General features: G+C 57.2%; 2 protein-coding genes. Both read left to right on the plus strand.

Annotation, left to right across the window (positions count from 1 at the left end; all coding sequences use genetic code 11):
- Nucleotides 1-300: 300 nt before the first annotated feature.
- Nucleotides 301-1,170, plus strand: a complete 870-nt coding sequence (locus QZ377_RS10525; RefSeq protein WP_291441098.1) for an MBL fold metallo-hydrolase — start codon at nt 301-303, stop codon at nt 1,168-1,170.
- Nucleotides 1,171-1,330: 160 nt separating this feature from the next.
- Nucleotides 1,331-1,704, plus strand: a 374-nt coding sequence (locus QZ377_RS10530; protein ID WP_291441099.1) for a DUF1269 domain-containing protein, incomplete at its 3' end; no start/stop codon positions are given.

The raw sequence follows: 1,704 nt of genomic DNA on the forward strand, positions 1-1,704 counted from the left end.
CATTACCAACTGGTGCGGGATGGCCCTTCTGCTTATGCGCGCCCCCTGGAACCAGAAAGGGGCCTCGTGCACACTTGGGGGCGCCTGCTCCATCGGCGGCAACAAGAGCGGCGGCGCAAGCCCCGGTGCAAGTTGCCAATAACTGGCAACAGCCGGAACATGTCCGGCAACCCCCTGCCCCGGCCAAGGCTGACCAGTACCGCAATGCCGAATCAAAACCCGGCATGCCGCATATTCACGGTTGGACCAGATCCAACCCTACAGCGCCTTCAGGCGCAACCGACGCCCAAGGAGACTATTATGACTGCCCCCAATGTGCGCGGATTTTTTGACCCCGTTACCGCAACCTGGACCTATGTGGTCTGGTCCGGTACAGACAGCCGCCGACGCTGCGCCATTATCGACAGCGTGCTTGACTATGACATGCCCTCAAGCCGTACCGGCACGGCATCCGCCGATGTGATTATTACATTTGTAAACCGGAAAGAGCTTGAGGTAGAGTGGATACTTGAAACACACATTCATGCGGACCATGTGACCGCCGCCCGCTACCTCAAGGAAAGGCTGGGCGGAAAAATAGCCATGAGCAGGCATATGCTGAATATTATCGCCACCTGGGTTCCCATCTTTCAGACAGGCGGCGATACCCCGGCCGATGGGGCGGATTTTGACCATCTTTTTGAAGATGATGAAACGTTCACCATCGGCGACCTCAAGGCCAAAATCATCCATACGCCCGGGCATACCCCGGCCGACACCACCTACATCATTGAAGACGCGGCCTTTGTGGGCGACACCATCTTTCTGCCCGATGTGGGTTCCGGCCGCTGTGATTTCCCGGGCGGCAGCCCCGAGGACTCCTACGAATCCTCGCGCAAGCTCTTTGCCCTGCCTGACCATTACCGCATATATGTAGGACACGACTATCCCCCGGCAGGCAAGCGAGGCCCCGAGTGCATGAGCACCGTCGGCGAGCAAAAACTGAAAAACGAGCGCCTGCACATGGGCATTGATAAAAACAGCTTTGTTTCACGCCGTAAGGCGGATGATACTGGCAAGGCCGTGCCGCCTCTGCTGCTGCCCTCCATCCAGGCCAATATGCGCGCAGGCGACTTTGGTACGCCAGTTGGGGGCATTCAATACGTAAAATTGCCGGTGAACAAGATCTAGCCGAAATAACACACACTTTGCCATGAAGGCCCGGGCATCAGGGCCTTCATGGCATTGTCATTTTATAAAGCCCGTGACATATTGCCAGCAATAGCTATTACCTGTAACCATCGGTATTGCGGCCGCCATTGCGGGCAATACCGCATCTCAAGGAGATCCCATGCGCACATTACTTGTCGTGGCTTACCCCAGTGAAACCCAGGCCAGCGAAGAACGCATCAAGTTTTTGAAAATGCAGAAGGCCTATCTTGTGGACCTTGAAGACGCCGTAGTGGTTACCCGCAAGCAGGACGGCAAGATCAAGCTGCACCAGCTATACAACCTCACGGCAACAGGCGCGCTGAGCGGCGGCTTCTGGGGCGCGCTGATCGGCCTGATATTCCTGAATCCCCTGCTGGGCCTTGTGGTCGGCGCGGGTGCGGGGGCCGGGGGCGGTGCACTGAGTGATGTCGGCAGCAACGATGACTTCATGAAGCAGCTCGGTGAAAAACTCAAACCCGGCTCTTCGGCCCTGTTCGTTCGGGTGGATTCTGA

Source organism: Desulfovibrio sp., from assembly GCF_019424165.1.
Lineage (GTDB): Bacteria > Desulfobacterota > Desulfovibrionia > Desulfovibrionales > Desulfovibrionaceae > Desulfovibrio.